Below are 19,191 nucleotides of genomic sequence, written 5' to 3'. Positions count from 1 at the left end.
CCATGATGTTTACCCACGATACGACGCGGCTGTTGCTGCTGGCCGGCCTGTCTCTCAGTTATGCCGGCGTTTGCCTGGCGCCCTGGCTGCGCGCGCGCGCCAAACGCCGCGCCGCCGCTGCCCCCGGGGCCGCGCCGGGCGGCAGTCCGGCCTGGCTGGTGGCGTATGCCAGCCAGACCGGCAACGCCGAAGAGCTGGCCACGCAGACGGCGTACCATCTGCAACTGGCCGGCGTCGCCGTGCGCGTGTGCGCCCTGGATGAACTGACGGCGCAGGAGCTGCGGCAGGCCGAACGGGCGCTGTTTTTGCTCAGCACCTACGGCGAGGGCGATGCGCCCGACAACGCCGCCGCCTTTAGCGGTCGGCTGATGACGGGCGAACTGGCGCTGCAGCAACTGCATTACGGCGTGCTGGCCCTGGGCGACCGCGGCTACCGCCAGTTCTGCGGCTTCGGCCGCGCGTTCGATGCCTGGCTGGCCGGGCAGGGCGCAGCGAGCCTGTTCGAGCGTATCGAGGTCGACCGCAGCGCCAGCGCCGCCATTGCCGCATGGTTCCAGCAACTGAGCCACCTGGCAGGTACCAGCGATGCACCCGACTGGAGCGCGCCCGCGTTCGACGACTGGCGCTTGATGGCGCGGCGTCTGCTCAATCCCGGCAGCGCCGGCGGCCCCATCTATCACGTGGAACTGGCGCCCGCCAGCGGCGTTTTGCCGGACTGGCAGTCGGGCGACCTGGTGCAGCTGGCCGCGCCGGCCGACCGATCGACGCCGCGCGAGTATTCGATCGCCTCGATACCGCAGGACGGCCGCGTGCACTTGCTGGTGCGCCAGCACAGCCATTCCGACGGCAGCCTGGGCGTCGCTTCCGGCTGGCTGACGCAGGCAGTGCAGCCAGGTGAACTGGTGCAGCTGCGCGTGCGCCAGCATCGGCGTTTCCGCCTGGAAGACAATGCCGAACGGCCCTTGATTTTGATCGGCAACGGCAGCGGCATCGCCGGCCTGCGCGGCCACCTGAAAAGCCGGGTGCTGGCGGGCCAGCGGCGCAACTGGCTGATCTTCGGCGAGCGCAACGCGGCCCACGACGCGCATTACCTGGAAGAACTGCAACGCTGGCATGCCAGCGGCGAGCTGCCGCGCCTGGACCTGGTGTTTTCGCGTGACCAGGAACAGCGCCTGTATGTGCAGGACCGCCTGCGCGGCAATGCCGATGAAGTGCGGCAGTGGCTGGCGCAGGGCGCGGCCCTCTATATTTGCGGCAGCCTGGCCGGCATGGCCGGCGGCGTCGACCAGGCGCTCGAAGAGATGCTGGGCCGCCCGGGTCTCGATGCGCTGGCGCAAGAGGGGCGCTACCGCCGCGACGTGTATTGACGCGGCACGCTATTATCGTTGTTTCAACCGAGGAGGACAGCATGAGCGACACTATCGAGACGATTTCCATCAACCTGATCAATGGCGATGCGACCAGCCTGGCCGCCTACCGTGGCAAGGTGCTGCTGGTGGTCAACGTGGCTTCGGCCTGCGGCCTGACACCGCAATACGAAGGCCTGGAAAAACTCTACGAGGAAAAACAGGCCGAGGGCCTGGTGGTGCTGGGCTTTCCCGCCAATGAATTCGGCGCGCAGGAGCCGGGCAGCAACGAAGAGATCGCCGACTTTTGCACCAGCAAGTTCAGCGTGCGTTTCCCGATGTTCGAAAAAATCGTCGTCAAGGGGCCGGACCAGCATCCGCTGTACCGGCAACTGGTTGCCGCCCAGCCGCGCGCGCAGGAAAAGCCGGGCAGCGACTTTCGCGCCAGACTGGCCGGTTACGGCATCACGCAAGACAAGCCCGAGGATGTGCTGTGGAATTTCGAAAAGTTTTTGATCAGCAAGGATGGCAAGGTGGTGGGGCGCTACGCACCCGACACCACGCCGGACGACGCCATCCTTGCGGACGCCATCGCGCGCGAACTGCGCGCCTGAGTTGATCAGTCCTGCCTGGCGTGCTGGCCGACCGGTTCCAGCTCGCTGCTCACTTCCTGCAAGCCGCGCGCCAGGCTGGAAATGCTGGGGTTGTCGATGAACACGCAACGCTTGCCGGTGCGCTTGCAGTAATCCTTCACGCGCCAATAGGCGCTGTGGCTGATGCAGCCGGTCTGGCATATCACCAGGTCGGCCGCCGCCAGGCTCGAATCGAGCAGGTTGGCATTGTCTTCCAGGCCGCCATCATGGTGGGCGAACTGGGCGCCGACCCGTTCGATCAGCGCGCGGTAGGTGGCGACGTTGCCGCTGCGCCCACCGACGCACAGCACGCTCTGGTCGACCAGGCGGATCGGCATTTTCAGCTTGCCGCCGCTGGGCGCTTCCAGCTTGGGTGCCGGCGGCGGTGGCGCGGCCGCGACAGGTCGTTCCTGGGCCTGCTTCAATGCCGTGATTTGCAGCCGCAATTCTTTTTCGCGCTCATCCATTTGCGCCAGCCGAAGGGCCAGCCGGGTGCGTGACTCGAGCGCGGGGATGGCCGATTGCAACTGCGCCAGCTCGGCCCGCAAGCCGTCGATCACGCTGTCCTTGCCGATGGACTCGGCGCGCGTGCGCAGCAGCAGCGCTTCCTGGCGTTCCAGTTCGCCCGTTTTTTCCTGCAGCATGGCCTGGCTGCGTTGTTGTAGCTTGGACAGTTCCTGCGCCAGCCGTGCATTTTCTTCCTGCAAGGTGGACAATTTTCCCATGTCGGCGCGCACGCAGGCGCCGGCCTGGTGCTGGATCATGTGCAGGTCGCGGCACATCTGCTCTTCCAGTTCGGCATTGCAGCGCGGATGGGTCAGGCCGGCCCAGAAGGCGCCGGAAACGTCGCCGTTGGCCACCGCCGCGCGCCACAGTTGCGCCACTTGTTCCTTCGTTTTGGCGCCGCGAAAACGCAGGATCACAGGGGCGTAGCGGCGTTCCAGTTCCTTTTGCAGCGCTTCGGACAGGCGGTTGCGCGCGCCGCATTCGGTCACCGCGCCCACATGCACCTCGTAGTCGTCGGCCAGCACGCGGCCCCCCGTCATCTTGCCGACGAGTTTGCGCAAGTAACCGAGCGGCAAACCGACGCCGACCAGCGGGCAATGGCAGGTATGCGACAGCTCCCACAGGCGCCGGCGGCGCGAAGTGAGTGCGGCTGCATCGGCCTCGGCGGCGCAACAGTTGCTGATGACGGGCAATGAGGTGTCTTTGTCACACATGGCGGTTTCCTGTAGGGCTGGAGTGAGGAGCAGGGCGGCGCTTATTGCGCCAGCGGCAGGTGCTGTCTGGGGTTGACCAGGCGGTCCAGGCGTTCGAGCAAGGTCGCCCTGGACGGCTTGGGCAGGTTGATCTCGACCATCGACGCCCACTGCTGCGACAACTGCTGACAGGTGGCCCGCAGCACCGGCGCCAGGCCTGGCAGGCTGGACAGCACCCGCAGGTGGCGCTCGATCACCGACGCCAGTTTCGGACATGCCGCGTCGGCATGGTAGTGCGACATCAGGTGCAGCACGTTGGACAGCATCAGCTCGGGCTGTTGCTCATGGATCGCCAACATCGTGTCGATACGGTCGTTCGCCATCAAACGCTCCTGTGCGGTAGTGTCGCTGGCGGGCACGCCGGGAGCGCGCAACTGGCTTGCGGAAAAGGGAAGACGGGCGGGCCGGCTGCGGCTGGCTCAGGCGGTGAGGATCAGTTTGTTCAGTTGCGTAACGCGCAGGCGGTAAATCTTGCCGCTGTGTTCGATTTCGACTTCGCGGCCCTGCTGCAGCAGCGCTTCGCTGGTGATGCGGCGGGCCGGCTGCGCCATGCTGACGGGCTGGCGAACATGGGCGGTGGCGGCATCCTGGATCATGGCTGGTTTTGAGCTGTGCATGGGTGGCTTTCCTTGTCTTACTTGAGAATGATTCGTATTTGCATTATTGTTGAATGTGACCCGAAATGCAAGCCTTATTTACGCAAAAAAGGTGCTTTTTTGCGGATGAAAAAAGACCCGGCAGGAGCGCATTCTCCGGCCGGGTCAAGCCTGTGCGAAATGAATTAAACGGCCAGCAATTGCGGTGTGTCGAGGGCGGCGACGCTGGCGGCCTCGGCCTTGAGCTTGGCTGCGGCCAGTTGCTTGGCGCGCGAGCGCGACGGCGGCAGGCGGCGCAGGGTTTTCAGCGCTTCCGGATCCTTGATGCCGATGGTGCGCTGGTCCACCGAGATCAGGCCGATTTCATTGAAGGCCGACAAGGTACGGCTGACCGTTTCCAGTGTCAGGCCCAGGTAGCTGCCGATTTCATGACGCGTCATGCGCAGGTTGAACAGCTTGCTTGAATAACCCATCTGGGCGAAGCGCTCGGCCAGCGAGACGAGAAAGCGGGCCACGCGCGCTTCGGCGGAGAGCGCCCCCAGCATGCCGATCATCGCCTGTTCGCGCACCAGCTCGCGGCTCATCACGCCGTACATGACGTTTTCCAGTTCCAGGTGGACGCGGCCCAGGGCCGTGAGTTTTTTGAACGGCAGCAAGATCAGGTCGCAGTCGGACAGCGCCACCGCTTCCGACGAGTAATGGCGGGTGTGGATGCCGTCGACGCCGAGCATGTCGCCTTTCATGGGGAAACTGAGCACCTGTTCATTGCCGAACTCGTCGATCAGCACGGTTTTCAGGAAACCCGAGTTGACGATATACAGGGTGTCGAAGGGCTGGCCGATGGTGTGGATGCGCTGGCCAGTCTTGAACTGCACGTGCTGGAACAGCAGTTCGTCGGCGGCGACGGTGCAGGCGGTGGAAATATGCAGCAGATCGCAGACCTCCTTCAGGTTCGACCACAGCCGACCCTGGCGCTGGCGGCCCGCTTCCATGGAAGTTGCTGGCGGCATGGGCGAGGCGGCACGGGTTTCTGACGTTTGCGTGGACAGCATGTTCATCTCCTGGTGGCAGGTCGATCATATTGAATAACGAAATGCTCAGGGACTGCGCCATGTAGCGGCATGGTCCTGGCGGTTAGTGCTTGAAGCGCTGAAACTTGCTTGGTGATGAAATAACTTCCAGCAACTTGATGACTGGTTTCAGTATGCCAACACGCGTATGGAATTCATATCAGTCGAGGCTGAATATGGCAGTAGGAGCTAAGGAGAGAGGGGTAGGATTGTTCCTACTGTGATGCACCCGCGCGCGGCGCGCTGCTTCAGGTCTTGAACGGCGACAGCAGGCGGTGGGCGACGGCGTATTGCACCATTTCTGAAAGCGAACTCATGCCCATTTTTTGCATGATGCGCGTCTTGTGCGTGCTGACGGTCTTGACGCTCAGGTGCAGGTTGTTGGCGATTTCCGTGATCGACTTGCCGGCCACCAGCAGCGAGAACACTTCGAATTCGCGGTCCGACAATTGCTTGTGCAGCAGGCTTTCGTTCGGCATCATGATGTTGAGCACGAGTTGCTCGGCCACTTCGGCGCTGATATACGGGCGCCCCGAGGCCACTTTGTGGATTGCGCCGACCAGCTGGGTGCCGGCGCTTTCCTTGGTCAGGTAGCCTTGCGCGCCAGCGCGGATGGCGCGCACGGCGTATTGCTCTTCTTCATGCATGGTGAGGATCAGGATGGCCAGCTTGGGCGCTTCGCTGCGGATCTGGCGGATCAGGTCGACTCCGCTGCGCCCCGGCATCGACAGGTCGAGCAGCAGCAGGTCGAAGCCGCCCTGGCGCACCTGGTTCAGCACTTCGAAGCCGTCGATGGCTTCGCCGACGATGTCGATATCGGGCGCGCCGTCGAGTATGCGCTTCAGGCCTTCGCGCATGATGGTGTGGTCGTCGGCAATCACAATACGTATCATAGGGAGCGGTAGGTTGGGTCGTCGGAAAATTGTTATGAAACAGAAAAGGTTGTCATTTTAGCCGAAAAAGTCCGCGGCGCCAGCATTTGCCGACCGGATGGTCTATTGCGATGGTGGTTCCTTGATCAGCCGGTGCACCAGTACCGGCAAAGTCGAGTGCGACAGCACCTTGTTGGTGACGCTGCCCAGCAGCAACTGGCCCCAGCCGCTGCGGCCGTGCGAACCCATGAAGATCAGGTCGCAATGCTGGATCTGCGCCACTTCGACGATCTTCAGCGCGGGGCTGTCGGAAAATGCCGTCAGGCCTGTCGCCTCCAGGCCCCGCCTGGCGGCCTCGTCGAGGATGGGTTGCCAGTGGCCGCTGCCGGCCTTGCGCATGGCGATGCGGTATTCCTCTTCGCTGGGATAGCTGGGAGGAATGATTTCGATATAGACGGGGTACTGGTATTCGGGCGCCACATACAGCGCGAGTATGTCGGCGTGCATCTGGTCGGCGAAGGCGACGCCGGCGCAGGCGGTCAGGTTGGAAACGGCGGAACCGTCGGTGGTGATCAGAATTTTCTTATACATGACAGCTCCTTCTTAAATGAACCGCTGCGCGCAGCCTGCCTCATTGTAGGGCGGGTGGCATGATTGTATTCATGTAAAGACTTGATATTTATCAATAGTTGTGCAGCTTTAGTATAGACAAGATTGGCGGAAAAGCAGTCATTTGACGCTGACGGTGTGGCGCAAGGTGGTTGAAGGCAAGGTTTTCTCGCCCGATTGATGTTCTTGCCTGCGCGCCAATGGTATATTTCCAAATACAACACCTGACACAGATATTTTCATATGGAAAAGGGATTGTATGCCCGCTTTGCGGCGGGAAGCGCGTTTTGAGATTTACCAACAGGCCGGCGCCCTGCTACACTCGCACCATCGCAGCGGTATTGCCTCAAATCATCTTAATCGAGAAATTGTGGGTATCAGTCTGTAAAACGCACAGTTCAGGCGGAATTTTGACAAATTATGGAGAAGCAGGGATATGACCAACGCCGCTGATGATTTTGACGCCTTATTCGATGAAGTATCTTCTCAACGCACCGAGGCGCCCAAGGCTGCGCCCGCACCCCCGGCGCCATCGGCGGACATGGCGGATGACGATTTCGACGCCCTGTTCGACGCGGTATCGACCAGCGCAGCGCCAGCGCCGGCCGCGCCAGCGCCAGCCGCTGCACCAGCGGCGCCTGCCGCGCCAGCCGCTGGCGGCGCCGAGCCGGTCGACCAGGCCGACAAGCCGATGTTCGAACGCCTGGGCGGCATCGTGCGCCTGCTGCACGACTCGCTGCGCGAACTGGGCTACGACAAGGCGCTGACGGAAGCGTCGTCGCAGATCGTCGATGCCCAGGACCGCCTCGAATACGTCGCCACCCTGACCGAGCAGGCCGCCAACAAGGTTCTCAATACGCTCGATGAAGGCATGCCGGCGCAGGACGTGCTGTCGAAAAAGGCCAAGGACATGGACAGCCGCTGGACGGCACTGTTCGACGGCAAGCTCAGCCTCAATGAATTCAAGGCCCTGGCCGGCGACTCGCGCCAGTTCGCGCAGGCCGTGACGGAAGCGACCGAGGCAGAAAAAGCCCGCCTGCTGGAAATCATGATGGCCCAGGACTTCCAGGACATTACTGGCCAGCTGATCAAGAAAGTGGTGATTATCACCAAGACGGTGGAAAATGAGCTGGCGCAGTTGCTGCGCGACAACGCCCCTGCCGAAGTACGCGAGAAACTCGCGCAGAAGCACGAAGCGCCGTTGATGCAAGGACCTTCCGTGCCGTCGGTGGCGCTGGACCAGGATAATGTCGACGACCTTCTTGCCGATTTGGGATTCTAATGGACGATATGCTCAAGGATTTCGTCGTTGAGGCGATGGATCTTGCGGTGAATGTTGAAGAGCACTTGCTGCGTCTCGAACGCGATCCGGACAACAAGGAAACACTGAATGCGGTGTTTCGTTCTTTTCACACCATCAAGGGCGGCGCCGGTTTCATGGGCCTGCCTGCGCTGGTGGCGGCCTGCCATCTGACGGAAAACCTGTTCGACGCGCTGCGCACGGGCGCCGCCCCGGTCACGCCGATCGCCATTGAGGCGGCGCTGCAGGCGTCCGGCTTCGTGGCCGACCAGTTGACGGAGCTGGCCAATGGCGCCGCACCGGAAAGCCTGCCGGCCATGCCGGAAGAGCTGGAAGTGATCCTGACCAACGCCATCGAGGGCAAGAGCATGGATGCGCCCGCCGTCTCCGTGCCTGTGCCGGCGCCTGCGGTGGTTGTTGAAGCGGCCGTGGCGGCAGTTCCCGTCGCCGCTGCGCCTGCGGCCGCTGCAGTGATCGGCGCCGATGGCCTCGACTGGACCGCCCTGTATAACGCCGTGGTGCCGGCCGGCAGCCAGCTTGCTGTCGTCGCAACTTCGGCTGGCGCGCCTGCGCCTGTCGCCGCTGCCGTTGCGGCTGCACCGGTCGCCGCCGCCAAGCCTGCCGCCAGGGCCGTCGACAGTGTGGTGCGCGAAGAGCGCCCGGAGATGCGCCATGCCGCGCCGGTCAAGGAAGACAGTATCCGTGTCGACGCCGTCAAGCTCGACGCCTTGCTGGAAGTGGCCGGCGAATCGGTGCAGGCCGCCAATCAGGCTGCCGTGTTGCTGGAGCGCTTGCTGCAGTTCAAATTCGAAGGCCAGGCCGCCACCCTGATGGCGACCCTGGCGGAAACCCTGGAGCGCGCCTCGCGCTACTCGACCGAGCTGCAAAGGGCGACCTTGGCCACGCGCATGCAGCCGGTGGGACGCCTGTTCCAGAAATTCCCGCGCCTGGTGCGCGAACTGGCCAAGGACCTGGGCAAGGATGTGGAACTGACCATCGAAGGCGCGGAAACGGAAGTGGACCGCGTGGTGGTCGACAGCCTGTACGATCCGCTGGTGCACATGCTGCGCAACTCGCTTGACCATGGCGTCGAATCGCCCGAAGACCGGCTGGCCGCCGGCAAGCCTGCCAAATCCTATATTTCCCTGAAGGCCTGGCAGGAAGCGAACAGCGTGATGATTGTGCTGCAGGACGATGGCAAGGGCATGGACCCGGCTTTCCTGCGCAGCAAGGCGCAGCAAAAAGGCCTGATCAGCGAAAACGCGCAACTGAGCAACGACGAGTGTTTCCAGCTGGTCTTCCTGCCGGGTTTCTCGACCAAGGAAGTCGCCTCCAGCGTGTCGGGCCGCGGCGTCGGCATGGACGTGGTCAAGACGGCGGTGGAAAAAAACCGTGGCGCCATCCATATCGAGTCGTCGCTGGGCAAGGGCACGAAATTTGCCATCCGCCTGCCAATCGAGCTGTCGATCGTGCCGACCATGCTGGTATCGACCTCGGGCGCCGCGCTGGCGCTGCCGATGGCGGTGGTGCAGCGCGTGGTCGAGTTGCCGGAAACGTTCATGGAAGTGGGCGGTGCGCCGGTACTGAAAGACCAGGGCCGTCCGTTGCCGGTGCGTTCGCTGGCCGGCTCGCTCGGCTACGAGCCTTGCAGCGAGCGGGTCGGCATTGTGGTCGCCGCGCCGCAGCCGTATATCCTGGCGGTGGCGGCCGTCGATGGCACGGCCGATCTGGTGATCAAGCCGATGACGGCCATCACCGTCGAAGGCATCACGGGTACCGCCCGTTCGGCTGAAGGCGAACTGGTGCTGGTGGTGGGCCTGTCCTTCCTGATGGACGGCTGCCGCGGCAGCGTGCGCATGGCGGCCTGACCGTTTGCATGTTTCAAAAAAAGCCTGCGGCAGAGTTTTTGCCGCAGGCTTTTTTTATTGCACGCCGTCAACCGGGCGCAGGCTGCCGCCTTCCAGCCAGCGCTGCACGCGCAGCACCTCCCCGGCGCGGCCCGCTTCGTCCTTGGGCTGCGGCAAATAGATGTCGGGCATGATGCCGTCCAGGTCCACCTGCAGATGCGGCAAGCGGGTCGAGCGCGAGGTGGCGTAGGCCACATGGCGCAGGCCTGACGGCAGGGCTTGCAGGCGCAGATTCGAATAATCGAGCGCACCATTGCTGTTGCGCCCGATCAGCTTGACGCGAAAACTTTGCCGCGCTGCGAGCAGGAATTGTTCGCAGGAGCTGCTGCAATCGCGGTCGACCAGCACCGCCACCCGTGCCGGCTGTATTTTCTCTTTGGCAAAGTGTGCATAGCGGATGGGCGTATCCGCGATTTGCGCCACGAACTGGCCCGGCGGCACGCTGCGCATGCGCTCCATGGCCTTGGCCATGCTGATCGGGCAGCTGGCGTCACCTGGCGCATACAGCGCGCAGATGGTTTCCTGGTTGGCGATATTGGCCGGCGTGGACAGCCATTCTACGCCCATGGTGACGCTCTCGCCGGACGCGATCCATGGCAACAGCGAGGCATACGTGCTGTCGCTGCCGCCGTTGTTGCGCCTGACATCGATGATCCAGTTGCGCCGGCGTTGCAGGTCCTGGCGCTTGCTTGCCAGTAAATCAGCGATGGCGTTGGCGTACTGCGGGAAAAAACTGGGCAGCGTCAGCAGTGCGGTGTGCGACGACAGCAGTCGCAGCGATGGCGACCTGTCCGCCATGGCTGTCGCCAGTGTGGCGTTGCCAGTGGCTTTGTCCTGCCGCAACGCGCTGTCTGGCACGACCTGCAGATGGCCTTTGCGCCACTTGCCCAGATACTCGGACAGCGCCACATTGCAAGCGGCCTCATCGTTTGCGCCGGTCGCCGCCGCGCTGGCGCTGGCCAGCGCCTGGTCGAAATACGCTTGGCCCTTTTGCGCCAGGTGCTGGCGTGCGCCGGTATCGTTTTCCAGCAAAAAGTCGGGCAGGGCGCGCAAGTCCTGCAGGCAGGCCTCGCTGGGCGAGGCCGCCTGCGCATGGCTGGCGGCAAGGGTAGCGAGGATGGCTGTCGCAAAAAAATGTCGTTTCATCAATGCTATCTTCGTTGGAAATGTTATCAAAATACAATACACGAAAGTTGCTGAAACGCCTATGGCTTTGCAGGGGCGCCGTCATTGCTTCGGACGGGCTGACTGAAGGACCGGCCTGATGCCACAAGAACGATGTAATCGGCAATTTCCAGCTCAAATCCAACAAATGGGCCGAACTTTGTATCGCCAATCCCACGGATGGCCCGCTTTCGGTTCTGTGGCAGGCAAAATATGGCATAATCCATGTGGATCACCGTATGAATCTGGACTCACTTGATCACTTACTACAGGCAATGCGGCCTTGCCGCATAACTCATGATGAAGACGCTTTACGACAAACTCTGGGAATCCCACGTGGTGCGCGCCGAAGAAGACGGCACGACCATTCTGTATATCGACCGGCACCTGGTGCACGAAGTGACCAGCCCGCAAGCGTTCGACGGACTACGCGACGCCGGGCGCCAGCCGTGGCGCATTTCCGCCAACCTGGCCGTGGCCGACCATAACGTGCCCACCACCAGTCGGGCCGACGGCATTGCCGACCCGGTCTCGCGCCTGCAGGTCGAAACGCTGGACAAGAACGCCAAGCACTACGGCCTGACGTATTTCAACATGAACGACAAGCGCCAGGGCATCGTGCACGTGATCGGCCCCGAGCAGGGCGCGACCCTGCCCGGCATGACGGTCGTCTGCGGCGACTCGCACACCTCGACCCATGGTGCCTTCGGCGCGCTGGCGCACGGCATCGGCACCTCGGAAGTCGAGCACGTGCTGGCCACGCAAACCTTGCTGCAAAAGAAATCGAAATCGATGCTGGTGCAGGTCGACGGCGTGATGCCGGCCGGCGTGACGGCGAAGGACATTGTGCTGGCCATTATCGGCAAGATCGGCACGGCTGGCGGCACCGGCTACTGTATCGAGTTCGGCGGCGCGGCCATCCGCGCGCTGTCGATGGAAGGGCGCATGACGGTCTGTAACATGGCGATCGAAGCGGGTGCGCGCGCCGGCATCATCGGCGTCGACGACACCACCATCAACTACGTCAAGGGCCGCCCGTTTTCGCCGGCCGGCCCGCACTGGGACCGCGCGGTGGCCTACTGGCGCACCCTGCATTCGGACCCGGGCGCGCGCTTCGACCTGGTCGTCACCCTGAACGCGGCGGAAATCGAGCCGCAGGTCACCTGGGGCACCTCGCCTGAAATGGTGGTTGGCATCGACGGCCGCGTACCCGATCCCGACCAGGAAAAAGACAGCGTCAAACGCGACGCCATCGAAAAGGCGCTGGTCTACATGGCCTTGAAACCGAACACGCCGATCTCGGACATCCGCATCGACAAGGTCTTTATCGGTTCGTGCACCAATTCGCGCATCGAGGACTTGCGCGCGGCGGCCGCCGTGGTGCGCGGCAAGTACCGCGCCTCGAACGTGACCCTGGCGCTGGTGGTGCCGGGTTCGGGCCTGGTGAAGGACCAGGCCGAACGCGAAGGCCTGGACCGCATCTTCAAGGACGCCGGTTTCGAATGGCGCGAACCGGGCTGCTCGATGTGCCTGGCGATGAACGCCGACCGCCTGGAACCGGGCGAACGCTGCGCCTCGACCTCGAACCGCAACTTCGAAGGCCGGCAAGGGCAGGGTGGGCGTACCCACCTGGTGTCGCCGGCGATGGCGGCGGCGGCGGGGATTGCCGGTCACTTTGTCGACGTGCGCGGCTTGCGATGACTACCGGGGCCGGAACGGCTGGCGTACACTGGCTCCGGTCCCTTATTTGATATCACACTCATCATGAAAAAACTCTTCGCCCTCCTGATCGCCTCCCTCGTGCTCGCCGGCTGCAATACCGTGTCGGGCATCGGCCGCGATGTGCAGAAAGTCGGCCAGGTCGTCACCGGCGCCGGCGGAAAATAACCCTGTGGCGGGGTTGGCGCCTGGCGCCGCCCGTCCTACCGAGTACATACAGCATGGATAAATTTACGATTTACGAAGGCCTGGTCGCTCCGCTGGACCGCGCCAATGTCGATACCGACGCCATTATCCCGAAGCAATTCCTGAAGTCGATCCACCGCAGCGGCTTCGGCCCCAACCTGTTCGACGAATGGCGCTACCTCGACCATGGCGAGCCGGGCCAGGACAACAGCCGCCGTCCGCTGAACCCCGAGTTCGTGCTGAACCAGCCGCGCTACCAGGGCGCCTCGATCTTGCTGACGCGCAAAAATTTCGGCTGTGGCTCCTCGCGCGAACATGCGCCGTGGGCGCTCGATCAATATGGCTTTCGCGCCATTATCGCGCCGTCGTTTGCCGATATCTTCTTCAATAACAGCTACAAGAACGGCCTGCTGCCGATCGTCTTGTCGGAGACCCAGGTCGACCATCTGTTCAATGAAGTCAAGGCTTTCCCCGGTTATAAACTGGTGGTGGACCTGGAGCAGCAGCGGGTCTCGACCAGCAATGGCGCCGTATCGTATCCGTTCCAGATCGACGCCTTCCGCAAGTATTGCCTGATGAATGGCCTCGACGATATCGGTTTGACCCTGCGCCATGCCGACGATATCCACGCCTTCGAAGAACGCCATCTCACGAACCAGCCCTGGCTCGCCAACGTCATTTAATTCTATAAAAACATGAAAATTGCTATCCTGCCCGGCGACGGTATCGGTCCTGAAATCGTCGCCCAGGCCGTCAAGGTCCTGAATGTCCTCGGTGAATCGTTTGAGCTGGAAACGGCGCCCGTCGGTGGCGCCGGCTATGCCGCCCACGGCCACCCGCTGCCGGAAGGCACGCTGGCCCTGGCCAAGGCGGCCGATGCGGTGCTGTTCGGCGCTGTCGGCGACTACCAGTACGATAACCTGGAACGCCAGTTCCGCCCCGAGCAGGCGATTCTGGGCCTGCGCAAGAACCTGGGCCTGTTCGCCAACCTGCGTCCGGCGATTCTGTATCCGGAACTGGCGGGCGCTTCGACGCTGAAGCCGGAAGTGGTGTCGGGCCTGGATATTCTGATCATCCGCGAGCTGACCGGCGACATTTACTTTGGCCAGCCGCGTGGCGTGCGCGAGTGCCCGGACGGTCCCTTCAAGGGCCAGCGCGAAGGCTTCGACACCATGCGCTATGCGGAAGGTGAAATCCGCCGCATCGCCCATGTCGCCTTCCAGGCCGCGCAAAAGCGCGACAAGCGCCTGACCAGCGTCGACAAGGCCAATGTGCTGGAAACGTTCCAGTTCTGGAAAGACATCGTCACCGACGTGCACAAGGAATATCCCGATGTCGCGCTCGACCATATGTATGTCGACAACGCCGCCATGCAACTGGTACGGGCACCGAAGAAATTCGACGTGATGGTCACCGGCAACATGTTCGGCGACATCCTGTCGGACGCGGCCGCCATGCTGACCGGTTCGATCGGCATGCTGCCGTCCGCTTCGCTCGACGCCAACAACAAGGGTCTGTACGAACCGTCGCACGGCTCGGCGCCCGACATCGCCGGCAAGGGCATCGCCAATCCGCTGGCCACCATCCTGTCGGCGGCCATGATGCTGCGTTATTCCCTGAACCGCGCAGAGCAGGCCGACCGCATCGAAGCGGCCGTGAAAAGCGTGCTGGCGCAAGGCTTGCGCACGGCCGATATCCACGAAGCGGGCACCACGCTGGTCGGTACCGAGGCGATGGGTGACGCGGTTGTGAAAGCACTGGGATAAATATTTCAATGACGGCGCAGGCCGTCTCTTCTGAGGAAATGGTAATGAAATTAGTAGGCTTGGTAGGTTGGCGCGGCATGGTCGGTTCGGTCCTGATGCAGCGCATGCAGGAAGAGGGCGATTTCGCCCATATCGAACCGGTGTTTTTCACCACTTCGAACACGGGCGGCGCGGCGCCGGCGATGGCGAAGAATGAGACCATCCTCAAGGATGCCAACAGCATCGCCGAACTGTCCAAGTGCGACATCATCATTTCCTGCCAGGGCGGCGACTACACCAGCGCGGTCTTCCCGCAGCTGCGCGCTGCCGGCTGGGACGGCTACTGGATCGATGCGGCCTCGACCTTGCGCATGGAAAAAGACGCCGTCATCGTGCTCGACCCGGTCAACCTGCACGTCATCAAGGATGCGCTGGGCAAGGGCGTGAAGAACTATATCGGCGGCAACTGCACCGTCTCGTGCATGATGATGGGCCTGGGCGGCCTGTTCCAGCACGACCTGATCGACTGGATGACGTCGATGACCTACCAGGCGGCCTCGGGCGGCGGCGCGCAGCATATGCGCGAACTGCTGACGCAATTTGGCACCATCAACAGCTCCGTCAAGGCGCTGCTGGAAAACCCGGCCTCCGCCATCCTGGAAATCGACCGTCAGGTGCTGGCCACCCAGCACGGCTATTCAGCTGACGAGATCAAGCAGTTCGGCGCGCCGCTGGCCGGCAACCTGATCCCGTGGATCGACAAGGACCTGGGCAACGGCCAGTCGAAGGAAGAATGGAAAGCGGGCGCGGAAACCAACAAGATCCTCGGCCGCGGTGCTGACTTCGGCAGCAAGGAAATTGCCGTCGATGGCCTGTGCGTGCGCATCGGCGCCATGCGCTGCCACTCGCAGGCGCTGACCATCAAGCTCAAGAAAGACGTGCCGCTCGACGAGATCAACGACATTATCGCCAGCAACAACGAATGGGTGAAACTGGTGAGTAACACGCGCGAAGCATCGGTGCGCGACCTGTCGCCGGCGGCCGTCACGGGCAGCCTGACCATTCCCGTGGGCCGCGTGCGCAAGATGAGCATGGGCGGCGACTACCTGTCGGCGTTTACCGTTGGCGACCAGTTGCTGTGGGGCGCGGCCGAACCGCTGCGCCGCATGCTGCGCATCTTGCTTGATGCTTGATCGATATTAAAGTCGCTGCATGAATGAGCCGGGGATGGATTTCCGGCTTTTTTTTCGTCCATGCCCGTGGGTGGCTCAACCATGCGGCGCTTGCATAGCTCAGGGCATGATGATATGTTGATACCTCTGGAAAAGTAACTGTTTTCCCATGTCAACCAAGATGCCACCAATTATGCCTGTAAAACCTCGCCCCCGAGTCGCCTCCCTCGCCATCAAAACACTCAGCAGCGCGGTCGCTTGCGCGGTGTTATTGTCACCGGCGGCATACGCGGCCGAGCTGGGCAAGATTACGGTGCTGTCCGCCGTGGGCCAGCCGCTGCGCGCGGAAGTCGAACTGAGCGCCGTCAAGCCTGGCGAAACCACGGCCTTGCTGGCCAAGCTGGCGCCGCCCGAGGCCTACCGCCGGGCCGTGGTCGAGTTCAATCCCGCTTTGGGCGCCCTGACGTTTGCCATCGAGACCCGTACCGGCACGCCGTATATCCGCATCAGCTCGGCGCAGCCGGTGACCGAACCGCTGGTCAATCTGCTGATCGAACTGAGCGGCAAGGGCGGCGTGCAGACCCGCGAATACGCCTTTGTACTCGATACCCCGGAAGCGCGCCAGACGCACGGCGCGCAAGTGGCCGCGCCGGTGCAGCCAGACAAGGGGCCGGGCAATGTCGCTGCGCCAGCCCGGCCTGCTGTCGAGGGCAAGAAGACGGCCGACTATCGCGTCAAGCGCGGCGACACCCTGAGCCGTATCGCCAGCGAACTCAAGCCCTCGGGCGTGTCGCTCGACATGATGCTCGTCGCCCTCTACCGCGCCAATCCCGACGCTTTCCAGGGCCAGAACATGAACCGCATGCAGGCCGGCCGCATTCTGGCCGTGCCGTCGAACGAGACCGTGCGCGGGCTCGATGGCGCCGAAGCCAAGGGCGTGGTGACGGCGCACGCCATCGATTTCGAGGCTTACCGCAACAAGCTGGCCGGACAGGTGGCGCGCAGCACGCCCGCGCGCGCCGCGCAGGCCACGCAAAGCACCGGCGGCAAGATCGGCGCCACCCGTGTCGAGGAAAAGCCGACTGCGGTGAGCGAAGCGCAGGACAAGCTGAAACTGTCGAAAGCCGCACCGGCGGCCAAGGTGGCCGGCAACAGCGCCGTGGCCAGCGAGGAAGAAAAAATCGCCAAGGCGAAACAGGTGGAAGAAGCGGCCTCGCGCGTGAAAGAGCTGGAGAAGAACGTCAGCGACCTGGAACAGCTGATGGCCGTGAAGAACAAGGCCATGGCCGACAAGAGCGCGCCGTCGCCGGCCAAGGCCGGCGAGGTCGCCACCAGTGCGCCGGCAACGCAGCCGGTTGCACCGCAAGCGCCGGTGCCCAAGGCCAAGCCAGTGCCGCTGGCCAGGAAGCCTTCGCCGCTGGAACCGACGTTCGCCGACACTATCAGCGAGCACATGGGCGCCATCGGCATCACCCTGGCCGCCCTGTTTGCGGCCGCCGCTGCCCTGGTGATCGCACGGCGCAGGAAAGACACGCCGCCGCCACATGAATATATCGCGCCGGTGCTGCCACCGGACGAGCCGTCTGTTGATGCCGACCAGCCACCAGCGCTGGCGCCGGAAGACCGGCCATCCGAAGCGGCCAGCCATCTGTTTGGCGCCGGCGCCGCTGCCGCTGGCGTGGCGGCGGTCACCGCCGGCACGGCGCTGGCGGCCAATGAAGTCGATCCGGTGGCCGAGGCCGATGTATATATCGCCTATGGCCGCGATGGACAGGCCGAAGATATCCTCAAGGAAGCCCTGCGCGCCCATCCCGAGCGCCATGCGGCACGCTTGAAATTGCTGGAAATCTATTCGGCGCGCAGGGATGTGGCCGCCTTCGAAGACCAGGCCAGCGAACTGTACAGCCAGACCCGTGGCCACGGCGACGAGTGGCCGCAAGCAGCCGCCATGGGCGCGGCGCTCGATCCGACCAATCCCTTGTATGGCGACGCCGACGTCGATGCGGTGGTGAGCCTGAGCAAGCCGCCCGAGGAAGCGCCGCATGGCCAGCGCGTGGACGACTTGCCGCTCGATCAGGACGCCTTCGACATCGAGCTGCCGCCAGCGGCGCCTGCGCCAGCCGCCGCAACTGCCATGCCGGCGCGCGAGGAGCGTCACCCGCTCGACTTCGACCTTGACAGCCTCGACTTCGAACCGGTGTCGACCAGCGAGCCCATCGTCATGCCGCCTGCTGCGCCGCCAGCGGCCAGGGCGGACGGCAAGGATGCGGCGCAGTACGACGCCAGCATGGACTTCGGCCTGGACCTGGAGCCGCCTGGCGGTCCTGCCAATGGCCTCGGTCCTGGCCTGACGCCGCTGCCCGATCCCCTGAAGAATGTCGGGCTGGACGATTTTGACCTGGAAACGCCAGCCACGCCCGAGACTCCTGTCACACCGGCAACGCCCGCCAAGCCCGTGACGCCGCCCGCAGCGGCGGCGCCGGCGGAAACGCCGCCGGCGCCGCAGGAATTCGACCTGACCGGCATCGATCTGGACCTGGACGAAGACAAGATGGCCAATCCGGCGCTCAATGCGGGCGTGGACGACCCGCTGTCGGCCATCCATATGGAAATGGATACCAAGCTGGACCTGGCGATTGCTTATCAGGAAATCGGCGACAAGGAAGGCGCGCGCGAGTTGATCGATGAAGTGATCAAGGGTGGCAGCGCGGAACAGGTGACCAAGGCCAACACCATGAAGGCATTGTTAAGTTAATTCCGTACGCCGGTATAATGCGGCGATGCAAAATACTAACGAAGCAACGCCATTGAAGCGCATTGTCCTGGGTCTGCAGTATGACGGGCTGGCCTGGCATGGCTACCAGAAACAGGAAAGCGGCCTGACGGTGCAGGACCAGCTGGAAAATGCGCTGGAGAAATTTGCCCGCGTGCGCCTGGCCACCACCTGCGCCGGGCGCACCGATACCGGCGTGCATGCGCTGGAGCAAGTCGTGCATTTCGATACCACCTTGCAGCGCGACATCCACTCCTGGGTGCGCGGCGTCAATGCCTTCCTGCCCGCCTCGATCGCCGTGCGCTGGGCCAGGCAATTGCCGGGCGACCCGACGCTCAATGATTTCTTTCACGCCCGCTTCAGCGCCCGCGCCCGCACCTATCACTATGTGCTGTACAACAATCCGACCCGCTCGCCGCTGGTGGAGGGGCGTGCCGGTTTCTTTTTCCGCCCGCTCGACATCGAACTGATGCGGCAGGCGGTGCAGCCCTTGCTGGGCTGGCACGACTTCACGGCCTTTCGCGCCGCCCAGTGCCAGGCCAAGTCACCCGTCAAGCTGATGCATGAGATTCGCATCGAACGGCGTGGCGATATGGTCATCTTTACCATTACCGCCAATGCCTTTCTGCATCATATGGTGCGCAACCTGGTCGGCTCGCTGGTGTATATCGGCAGCGGCCGTGAACCGCCGCAATGGCTCGCCTGCCTGCTGGAAAGCAAGGACCGCCACGCGGCCGCGCCGACCTTCATGCCGGACGGCCTGTATCTGGCGAAAATCGATTACGACCCAGAATGGGACTTGCCGCAGGACGCCAGCAGCGCCTTGCCCTGGTTTTAAAAA

The 19,191-nt window shown here is 63.2% G+C and carries 18 protein-coding genes; 11 read left to right on the top strand and 7 right to left on the bottom strand.

Translation table 11 applies throughout. The annotated features are described in order from the left end of the window. Window positions 1-2 precede the first annotated feature (2 nt). Together CD932_RS03425 and CD932_RS03420 are read left to right on the top strand one after the other, a co-directional pair. Window positions 3-1,367, top strand: coding sequence for a sulfite reductase subunit alpha (locus CD932_RS03425; RefSeq protein WP_094441405.1), 1,365 nt, complete (start codon window positions 3-5; stop codon window positions 1,365-1,367). Window positions 1,368-1,408: 41 nt separating this feature from the next. Beyond that, window positions 1,409-1,960 carry a glutathione peroxidase gene (locus tag CD932_RS03420; RefSeq protein WP_094441404.1) on the top strand — a complete coding sequence of 184 codons (552 nt, stop codon included), beginning with the start codon at window positions 1,409-1,411 and terminating at the stop codon, window positions 1,958-1,960. Window positions 1,961-1,965: 5 nt separating this feature from the next. Here the strand turns inward: CD932_RS03420 and CD932_RS03415 are convergent, their stop codons facing one another. The 6 genes from CD932_RS03415 to CD932_RS03390 form a co-directional block, all read right to left on the bottom strand. Then, on the bottom strand, window positions 1,966-3,198 hold the full coding sequence (locus CD932_RS03415) for a DUF2325 domain-containing protein (protein ID WP_094441403.1): 1,233 nt from the start codon (window positions 3,196-3,198) through the stop codon (window positions 1,966-1,968). A 41-nt stretch (window positions 3,199-3,239) separates the two neighbouring features. Further along, window positions 3,240-3,560: a hypothetical protein gene (locus tag CD932_RS03410; protein ID WP_094441402.1), complete on the bottom strand. Its 321-nt coding sequence runs from the start codon at window positions 3,558-3,560 to the stop codon at window positions 3,240-3,242. A 96-nt stretch (window positions 3,561-3,656) separates the two neighbouring features. Further along, entirely contained in the window at window positions 3,657-3,854 is a 198-nt protein-coding gene (gene hemP, locus CD932_RS03405; protein WP_094441401.1) for a hemin uptake protein HemP, read from the bottom strand. Between the two features lie 164 nt (window positions 3,855-4,018). Beyond that, a complete protein-coding gene (locus tag CD932_RS03400) occupies window positions 4,019-4,825 on the bottom strand; it encodes a Crp/Fnr family transcriptional regulator (RefSeq protein ID WP_094443427.1) in 807 nt (268 codons plus the stop codon). A gap of 326 nt (window positions 4,826-5,151) precedes the next feature. Further along, window positions 5,152-5,796, bottom strand: a complete 645-nt coding sequence (locus tag CD932_RS03395; protein ID WP_070221113.1) for a response regulator transcription factor — start codon at window positions 5,794-5,796, stop codon at window positions 5,152-5,154. A 102-nt stretch (window positions 5,797-5,898) separates the two neighbouring features. After that, window positions 5,899-6,366, bottom strand: a complete 468-nt coding sequence (locus tag CD932_RS03390; RefSeq protein ID WP_094441400.1) for a universal stress protein — start codon at window positions 6,364-6,366, stop codon at window positions 5,899-5,901. A 454-nt stretch (window positions 6,367-6,820) separates the two neighbouring features. Between CD932_RS03390 and CD932_RS03385 the strand changes: the two genes are divergently transcribed. Next, entirely contained in the window at window positions 6,821-7,666 is an 846-nt protein-coding gene (locus CD932_RS03385) for a protein phosphatase CheZ (RefSeq protein ID WP_094441399.1), read from the top strand. Beyond that, window positions 7,666-9,552: a chemotaxis protein CheA gene (locus CD932_RS03380; protein WP_094441398.1), complete on the top strand. Its 1,887-nt coding sequence runs from the start codon at window positions 7,666-7,668 to the stop codon at window positions 9,550-9,552. Before CD932_RS03385 ends, CD932_RS03380 begins: the two co-directional genes overlap by 1 nt. A 54-nt stretch (window positions 9,553-9,606) precedes the next feature. On the opposite strand, the gene CD932_RS03375 is transcribed toward CD932_RS03380, so the two are convergent. After that, window positions 9,607-10,737, bottom strand: coding sequence for a S41 family peptidase (locus CD932_RS03375; RefSeq protein WP_094441397.1), 1,131 nt, complete (start codon window positions 10,735-10,737; stop codon window positions 9,607-9,609). A gap of 315 nt (window positions 10,738-11,052) precedes the next feature. On the opposite strand from CD932_RS03375, the gene leuC reads away from it, so the two are divergent. The 7 genes from leuC to truA all read left to right on the top strand — a co-directional run bounded on the left by leuC (window position 11,053) and on the right by truA (window position 19,188). Next, the gene (leuC, locus tag CD932_RS03370; RefSeq protein ID WP_094441396.1) at window positions 11,053-12,456 is read left to right on the top strand and encodes a 3-isopropylmalate dehydratase large subunit; all 1,404 of its coding nucleotides are present in this window, start codon (window positions 11,053-11,055) and stop codon (window positions 12,454-12,456) included. Between the two features lie 63 nt (window positions 12,457-12,519). Continuing rightward, a complete protein-coding gene (locus CD932_RS28020; protein ID WP_141213158.1) occupies window positions 12,520-12,642 on the top strand; it encodes an entericidin A/B family lipoprotein in 123 nt (40 codons plus the stop codon). Between the two features lie 53 nt (window positions 12,643-12,695). Continuing rightward, window positions 12,696-13,343 carry a 3-isopropylmalate dehydratase small subunit gene (gene leuD / locus CD932_RS03365; RefSeq protein ID WP_094441395.1) on the top strand — a complete coding sequence of 216 codons (648 nt, stop codon included), beginning with the start codon at window positions 12,696-12,698 and terminating at the stop codon, window positions 13,341-13,343. Between the two features lie 12 nt (window positions 13,344-13,355). Further along, complete coding sequence (gene leuB, locus CD932_RS03360) at window positions 13,356-14,426, top strand: 3-isopropylmalate dehydrogenase (protein ID WP_094441394.1); 1,071 nt, start codon at window positions 13,356-13,358, stop codon at window positions 14,424-14,426. 44 nt (window positions 14,427-14,470) lie between these two features. Continuing rightward, window positions 14,471-15,598, top strand: a complete 1,128-nt coding sequence (asd, locus tag CD932_RS03355) for an aspartate-semialdehyde dehydrogenase (RefSeq protein WP_094441393.1) — start codon at window positions 14,471-14,473, stop codon at window positions 15,596-15,598. A gap of 244 nt (window positions 15,599-15,842) precedes the next feature. Continuing rightward, window positions 15,843-18,332 carry a FimV/HubP family polar landmark protein gene (locus CD932_RS03350; RefSeq protein WP_254926441.1) on the top strand — a complete coding sequence of 830 codons (2,490 nt, stop codon included), beginning with the start codon at window positions 15,843-15,845 and terminating at the stop codon, window positions 18,330-18,332. Window positions 18,333-18,357: 25 nt separating this feature from the next. After that, on the top strand, window positions 18,358-19,188 hold the full coding sequence (gene truA / locus CD932_RS03345; RefSeq protein ID WP_176460863.1) for a tRNA pseudouridine(38-40) synthase TruA: 831 nt from the start codon (window positions 18,358-18,360) through the stop codon (window positions 19,186-19,188). Window positions 19,189-19,191 lie beyond the last annotated feature (3 nt).

Source organism: Janthinobacterium sp. PC23-8, from assembly GCF_002250505.1.
Taxonomy (GTDB): domain Bacteria; phylum Pseudomonadota; class Gammaproteobacteria; order Burkholderiales; family Burkholderiaceae_D; genus Janthinobacterium.
This window is presented reverse-complemented; position numbering and strand designations above follow the sequence as displayed.